The organism is Dickeya dadantii NCPPB 898 (genome assembly GCF_000406145.1).
GTDB lineage: Bacteria > Pseudomonadota > Gammaproteobacteria > Enterobacterales > Enterobacteriaceae > Dickeya > Dickeya dadantii.
Map to the genome: position 1 here is coordinate 261648 of NZ_CM001976.1, position 5749 is coordinate 267396.

Annotated in this window: 5 protein-coding genes, 4 tRNA genes, 1 rRNA gene and 1 other RNA gene; 9 read left to right on the plus strand and 2 right to left on the minus strand. The window is 49.0% G+C overall.

Features of this window, described 5'->3' with window-relative positions; genetic code table 11:
- Positions 1–79 precede the first annotated feature (79 nt).
- The 3 genes from rrf to birA all read left to right on the plus strand — a co-directional run bounded on the left by rrf (position 80) and on the right by birA (position 2442).
- Positions 80–195, plus strand: a 5S ribosomal RNA gene (gene rrf, locus DDA898_RS01640).
- Between the two features lie 253 nt (positions 196–448).
- Positions 449–1486, plus strand: a complete 1038-nt coding sequence (murB, locus tag DDA898_RS01645) for a UDP-N-acetylmuramate dehydrogenase (protein ID WP_038912385.1) — start codon at positions 449–451, stop codon at positions 1484–1486.
- Complete coding sequence (birA, locus tag DDA898_RS01650; RefSeq protein WP_038900026.1) at positions 1483–2442, plus strand: bifunctional biotin--[acetyl-CoA-carboxylase] ligase/biotin operon repressor BirA; 960 nt, start codon at positions 1483–1485, stop codon at positions 2440–2442. Before murB ends, birA begins: the two co-directional genes overlap by 4 nt.
- 23 nt (positions 2443–2465) lie before the next feature.
- On the opposite strand, the gene coaA is transcribed toward birA, so the two are convergent.
- Entirely contained in the window at positions 2466–3416 is a 951-nt protein-coding gene (coaA, locus tag DDA898_RS01655) for a type I pantothenate kinase (RefSeq protein ID WP_013315916.1), read from the minus strand.
- A 215-nt stretch (positions 3417–3631) separates the two neighbouring features.
- Positions 3632–4180, minus strand: a complete 549-nt coding sequence (locus DDA898_RS01660; protein ID WP_038910006.1) for a GNAT family N-acetyltransferase — start codon at positions 4178–4180, stop codon at positions 3632–3634.
- A gap of 376 nt (positions 4181–4556) precedes the next feature.
- Here DDA898_RS01660 and DDA898_RS01665 point away from each other — a divergent pair.
- The 6 genes from DDA898_RS01665 to DDA898_RS01685 form a co-directional block, all read left to right on the plus strand.
- Positions 4557–4632 (plus strand) — tRNA-Thr (locus DDA898_RS01665).
- A gap of 17 nt (positions 4633–4649) precedes the next feature.
- Positions 4650–4734 (plus strand) — tRNA-Tyr (locus DDA898_RS01670).
- A 42-nt stretch (positions 4735–4776) separates the two neighbouring features.
- A non-coding RNA gene (locus DDA898_RS21885) (RtT sRNA) lies at positions 4777–4901 on the plus strand.
- Between the two features lie 136 nt (positions 4902–5037).
- Positions 5038–5112: transfer RNA gene (locus tag DDA898_RS01675), tRNA-Gly, on the plus strand.
- Positions 5113–5121: 9 nt separating this feature from the next.
- Positions 5122–5197 (plus strand) — tRNA-Thr (locus DDA898_RS01680).
- A 106-nt stretch (positions 5198–5303) separates the two neighbouring features.
- Positions 5304–5749, plus strand: a 446-nt coding sequence (locus tag DDA898_RS01685) for a GTP-binding protein (RefSeq protein ID WP_038912386.1), incomplete at its 3' end; no start/stop codon positions are given.

Genomic DNA, 5749 nt, shown 5'->3' on the forward strand with positions numbered 1-5749 from the left:
ATATTTGGCTTGTTCGATGGATTGGTTCCGTGTGGTTGCACGGATGGTGTGACGGCGGGGAAAGTGAAAAGAAATTTAGCCTGGCGGCGACAGCGCGGTGGTCCACCTGACCCCCATGCCGAACTCAGAAGTGAAACGCCGTAGCGCCGATGGTAGTGTGGGGTCTCCCCATGCGAGAGTAGGGAACTGCCAGGCATCATATAAGGAACCCCCGGTTAACGCCGGGGGTTTTTTTGCTATGGGGCCGGGAAGCCTACCGGTCAGGGCAGGCGGCGGCCCGGTGGGGTGGTTTTACGGGCCGGTCCGGTCCTGTGCTTTCCCCGGCGTTGTGTCGCGCGCCTGTCGCTGTGCCTGTCGCTTTTTGTACCTGTCGGCTGATAAAACATCCCTCAATAATTCCTCAGGATCAGTTAGACTATAGCTAACTGTTTACTGCGTATTGGTTACTATGACGAATTCTGTCACATCCCTAAAATCGTTTAATTCCTTCTCCTTACCAGTATTTGCGACAGAAGTCGCGACTATTGCAGATTCAAGCGCGTTGCTATCTGCATGGCAACGCGCTCATCAGGGCAAGTTGCCGGTACTGATATTGGGGGGAGGGAGTAATGTGCTATTTCTTGACGATTTTCACGGCATAATACTCATCAATCGGCTCAAAGGGATTGAGATCAAAGAGACTGCATCTGAGTGGATGCTCCATGTTGGGGCTGGGGAGAACTGGCATTACCTTGTGGAATATACGCTGGAACGCCAGATCGCCGGTCTTGAAAATCTAGCCTTGATCCCGGGATGTGTCGGCTCCGCGCCCATTCAGAATATCGGTGCTTATGGCGTAGAACTGAAAAAGGTTTGCGCTTATGTGGATATGCTAAACCTGAGAACGGGCGAGACAGTGCGCCTGAGTGCTGAAGAGTGTCAGTTCGGTTATCGCGATAGCGTTTTCAAGCATGAATACCAGGACGGATTTGCCATTATCGCGGTAGGATTGCATTTATCAAAAGAGTGGAAACCAGTTCTGGAATATGGCGATCTTACCCGCCTTGATCCTACGGTAGTAACAGCAAAACAAATCTTTGATGCTGTCTGTCAGATGAGGCGGAGTAAATTACCTGATCCTGAGGTAATGGGTAATGCTGGTAGTTTTTTCAAAAATCCGGTTATTCCTGCAGCCATGGCTGAGCACATTCTGGCGAGTTATCCCAATGTCCCTCATTATCCTCAACCGAATGGTGAGGTAAAACTGGCTGCCGGCTGGTTGATCGATCAATGTGGTTTAAAAGGGTATCAGATTGGTCAGGCTGCGGTTCATGATAAGCAGGCTCTGGTTCTGGTGAATAAAGGAGAAGCAACCAGTCGTGACGTGGTTAATCTCGCCCGTTATGTAAGGAATCAGGTCGCAGAGAAATTCGAGGTGTGGCTGGAACCTGAGGTGCGGTTTATTTCCGCTCAGGGCGAAGTTAATGCGCTGGAGGTTCTGGCATGAAAGATTATACCGTCCCGCTGAAGCTAATCTCTATTCTGTCCGATGGTGAGTTTTATTCGGGGGAATACCTTGGCGAGCTAATGGGGATGAGCCGTGCAGCCATCAATAAACATATTCAAACTATCAGAGAGTGGGGGCTGGATGTCTTTACCGTAACTGGAAAAGGTTATGCACTTTCTGCCCCGATTCAATTGCTCGATGCGGATAAAATTCGCTCACATATACAAAGCGGCAATATAGCAGTTCTGCCTGTGATTGATTCGACCAACCAATATCTGCTGGACCGCCTCGATTCGGTATCATCGGGCGACGCCTGTATTGCCGAATACCAAAATGCTGGGCGGGGGCGTCGTGGTCGAACATGGTTTTCCCCGTTTGGCAGCAACCTCTATTTGTCATTATATTGGCGTCTGGAACAAGGGCCTGCCGCAGCGGTTGGCGTTAGCCTGGTAATTGGCATCGTTATGGCGGAAGTCTTGCATCATCTGGGGGCTGACGGGGTAAGGGTAAAATGGCCGAATGACCTATATCTGAACGATAAAAAACTGGCTGGTATTCTCGTTGAATTAAATGGTCGGACGGGAGATGCCGCACATCTGGTTATTGGCGCAGGTATTAATCTACGTATGAACTCATCGGGTTCGGATGTGATCAATCAGGGATGGATCAACCTGCAGGAAGCCGGGATCGATATAGATCGTAATATGCTGGCAGTGAAGCTAATTACTGAACTACGTACTGCGTTGGTTATTTATGAGCAACAAGGTCTGGCGCCTTTTATTTCCCGATGGAACGATCTGGATAATTTTTATAATCGTGCAGTGAAGCTGATTGTCGGTAACCGGGAAATAACGGGTATTGATAAAGGTATTGATAGTCAGGGGGCGTTATTGCTGGAGCAGGATGGGGAAATTCAATCTTATATCGGTGGTGAGATTTCTCTGCGTGGATGGTAATAGGGGATTGTCATCCCCCTATTTTATTTTCTTAATCGTACACATTCGACCGCATGATTTGCGCTTTTGGTCATGATGAGGCTGGCTCGTCCACGCGTTGGTAATATGTTCTGCTTGAGATTCAATCCATTAATCTCATTCCATAATTGTGAGGCGATATTAACAGCTTCCACCTCCGCCAGTTTTGCATAATTGTGGAAGTAGGAATCGGGATTAGTAAATGCGCCCTGCCTGAATTTTAAGAACCGATTAATATACCAGCTCTTCAGTAGTTCCTCTGGCGCATCGACATAAATGGAAAAATCCACAAAATCAGATACGAAAACACGATGAGGGTCGTGTGGGTAATCCATCCCGCTTTGCAGCACATTCAGTCCTTCGAGAATCAGAATATCTGGCTGTTCTATGACCTTATTGCAATCGGGCACAATATCATAGGTCAGATGCGAATAGGTGGGAGCGGTGACCCAGGGAACACCGGATTTTATCTCAGAAACGAATTTCACCAGGCTATGCATATCATAGGACTGGGGGAATCCTTTCTTCTTCATCAGGTTTCTTTGCTGTAATACCTTATTGGGATGAAGAAAGCCGTCGGTGGTAATCAGTTCAACTTTGCGATGCTCCGGCCAGCGACTGAGCAGGGCCTGCAGTACACGCGCCGTTGTGCTTTTCCCCACGGCGACACTGCCAGCGATACCGATAATATAGGGGATCTTCTGCCCATCGGTTCCCAGAAATTGTTCAAGTACGGCCTGACGTCGTAAATTGGAACTGATATAGAAATTGAGCAGTCGAGACAATGGCAGATAAATTTCCGCGACCTCATCCAAAGACAGATCTTCGTTAATGCCTTTGAGTTTGATGATTTCATCTTCAGTTAGCGTCAATGGTACCGAGTCACGCAAGTGGGCCCACTGCTGGCGATCGAACTGAAGATAAGGCGTTGCGAAAGATTGCGCTTTATTAGTCATAAATATATTTCTGCTTGACGCTACCGGTAAGGAAGGGAAACAGCCAGGTTTCAGCGCATGAAACTGAGACACCGGGAGGCTGGACAGGTAACAGCCGCAGCATCCTTTCCTGATAAAATTATCGTCCAGCGGGCAGGTTACCACCATGAGGGTCAGGAAAAGAAGCAAAAATCTGTATCAGCCCTGATACCTGTGATACAGGCATCAGGCAGGGATTAGCTGGCGAGGGCGCGTTCTACTCGATTCACGGCGAACAGACGCTTGTAGTGAATAGCTGTCGGGTAGTAATAGCCATCGGGAGAACTCGCATAGTCGGGAAGCTCTCCCAGATAGCGGTAGCCCTGAGTACGATAAAAGTGCTCGGCGGGCGAACCGGCTTGCGTGTCGAGATAGATTAAGCCACGTCGATGCTGTAATGCCGCTTGTTCCAGCGTGGAGAGTAAACGTTTTCCAATTCCCTGTCGCCGCATGCTGCTATGAACCAGCAGTTTTTGTACTTCAGCCCGGTTTTGCCCGTTTGATTTTTGGCACAATTCAAGCTGGATACTGCCTATCACGCCATTATCATCACGCGCAATCCATAACAGACGCTCTCCTTCAGCGACAGAGGGACGCAGGCTGTGAAAATAGCTCTCGGCTTCTTCGTGCGTCAGCGGAGAGTGGTAACCGACAGACGCTCCCTTTGCCACAGCATTTACCAGTAAGCTGGCTAACTCGTAACGATAGACCGGAAGAGTGGCGACATTCAGTAATACAATCTTCATGCTGTCTCTCCTACTGGGTTGGGCTAAAGCGAGTCTCGTCTGATGTGTTATGCAAGGAGTGTTCCATTCATCAGATGCGTGACTAAAAGTGGCTAAATGCCGAATCTCATGCTCAGGACTGCCACAAAGGGGAGCATTATCACTTTTTTGGTGCATGATATGTGGCGATGACGGCGACATATCATTGAGGTCTGAATGCCTGAGAACCGTACGCGCAGCGCACTTTTAACGTGTTGCCTGACGCTTATTTGCACGAATGATTGATAGTAATGTGAAACAGCATCCGAATTTGTGCAAAATCTAAGCGATAGCGCGTTTTGAGCAATTTTTTTGTTGCATAGACTGGCCCCTCTGCCTAGAATGCGCAGCACTTGATGCCGGCTTAGCTCAGTAGGTAGAGCAACTGACTTGTAATCAGTAGGTCGCCAGTTCGATTCCGGCAGCCGGCACCATCAAGTACATACAATCAGGTGGGGTTCCCGAGCGGCCAAAGGGAGCAGACTGTAAATCTGCCGTCACAGACTTCGAAGGTTCGAATCCTTCCCCCACCACCAAATTCAAGTCGTGAAAAATGACTAAACCAATGTGATGTGTAACAGACGTCATGTTGGGGAAGGTGAGAACCTTCTACGAAGTTCGAGTCGAGCAGCGCTAGACAACTCGCGTAGCACGGCCCGAAAGGTGAGGAGCTGAGCGACGAATAATCCTTCTCCCACTATCAAATTTAATCCTGGCGACAGGATACAATCGATACGGTACGAAATATCAAAACCGGATCGAGAAAAAAGCAAGGTATCAATATAAATTGTACCTTGCTTTATGTTCTACAGAGAAATCAGGTAGCCGAGTTCCAGGATGCGGGCATCGTATAATGGCTATTACCTCAGCCTTCCAAGCTGATGATGTGGGTTCGATTCCCACTGCCCGCTCCAATTAGATGTGCTGATATAGCTCAGTTGGTAGAGCGCACCCTTGGTAAGGGTGAGGTCGGCAGTTCGAATCTGCCTATCAGCACCACTTCTTTATTTTCCTCCTGATTTTCTTTCTGTTAAAAGCTCAGCAAGTAATTGCTTGGTTGATGTGGTGATACCACCGATTTATCCGTGTCTTAGAGGGACAATCGATGTCTAAAGAAAAATTTGAACGTACAAAACCGCACGTTAACGTCGGTACTATCGGCCACGTTGACCATGGTAAAACAACGCTGACCGCTGCCATCACTACCGTTCTGGCGAAAACCTACGGTGGCCAGGCTCGTGCATTCGACCAGATCGACAACGCGCCGGAAGAAAAAGCGCGTGGTATTACCATCAACACTTCTCACGTTGAATACGATACCCCGACTCGTCACTACGCGCACGTTGACTGCCCGGGACACGCCGACTACGTGAAAAACATGATCACCGGTGCTGCCCAGATGGACGGCGCGATCCTGGTAGTTGCTGCGACTGACGGCCCGATGCCGCAGACTCGTGAGCACATCCTGCTGGGTCGTCAGGTAGGCGTTCCGTACATCATCGTGTTCCTGAACAAATGCGACATGGTTGATGACGAAGAGCTGCTGGAACT

Excerpts from the sequence above, each read along its gene's own strand:
- murB (WP_038912385.1), top strand. The coding sequence starts at position 449 with ATGACGAATTCTGTCACATCCCTAAAATCGTTTAATTCCTTCTCCTTA.
- coaA (WP_013315916.1), bottom strand. The coding sequence starts at position 3,416 with ATGACTAATAAAGCGCAATCTTTCGCAACGCCTTATCTTCAGTTCGAT.
- birA (WP_038900026.1), top strand. The coding sequence starts at position 1,483 with ATGAAAGATTATACCGTCCCGCTGAAGCTAATCTCTATTCTGTCCGAT.
- DDA898_RS01660 (WP_038910006.1), bottom strand. The coding sequence starts at position 4,180 with ATGAAGATTGTATTACTGAATGTCGCCACTCTTCCGGTCTATCGTTAC.